We start from the raw sequence: 556 nt of genomic DNA on the forward strand, positions 1-556 counted from the left end.
GGGTGGTCTTCCAGCCGGAACCACTGCCCTGCCTGCAAGGCACGCAAGGTGCCGGAGCCGCTAAAGGATTTCTTTTGCGCGTCTGCAGCCTGCTGACGCAATTGGGCGTAGTGGCTTAGGCCTTCTGAATCGCTGGCGTAATAGAGGGCCTGCGGGTCGTAATCTTCGAAGCTGGCCTGCAGCTGCTGGCCGCCATCGCCCTGGTCGATACGGCTTTCATCAAAGCTTTGGCTGGTGCTGGTGGCTTTGTAATCAAAGCTGGCGAGTGACACCGAGCTGCTGCCTACCTGGCGCTGACTGTTCCACTCGGTGAGCGCGTCAGATTCTTCCGTGGCATCGGCGCGGTGAAAGCGCACCTGCATTTCCTGGGCTTCTGGCAGTGCAAAGGCATCGTCAAAGATCACCAGCTGAACCTGTGGATTATCGCCCGGCAGATGTTCGAATCGCCACGCCAAGCCTTCCTCGGCTAATAATCGCGTCAGAAAATCGAAATCGGATTCACGGTATTGTAAGCAGTAAGAGCGCGGGCCATGCGTGCCGGAGAGTTTGAAATCCA

At 57.6% G+C, this 556-nt stretch carries 1 protein-coding gene; it reads right to left on the reverse strand.

The genetic code is table 11. From position 1 onward, the window contains the following. Window positions 1-556: phage late control D family protein (locus HA050_RS21740; protein ID WP_205836562.1), on the reverse strand; the 556-nt coding region annotated here is incomplete at both ends.

Origin of the sequence: Iodobacter violaceini, from assembly GCF_011601265.1 — a bacterium.
GTDB lineage: Bacteria > Pseudomonadota > Gammaproteobacteria > Burkholderiales > Chitinibacteraceae > Iodobacter > Iodobacter violaceini.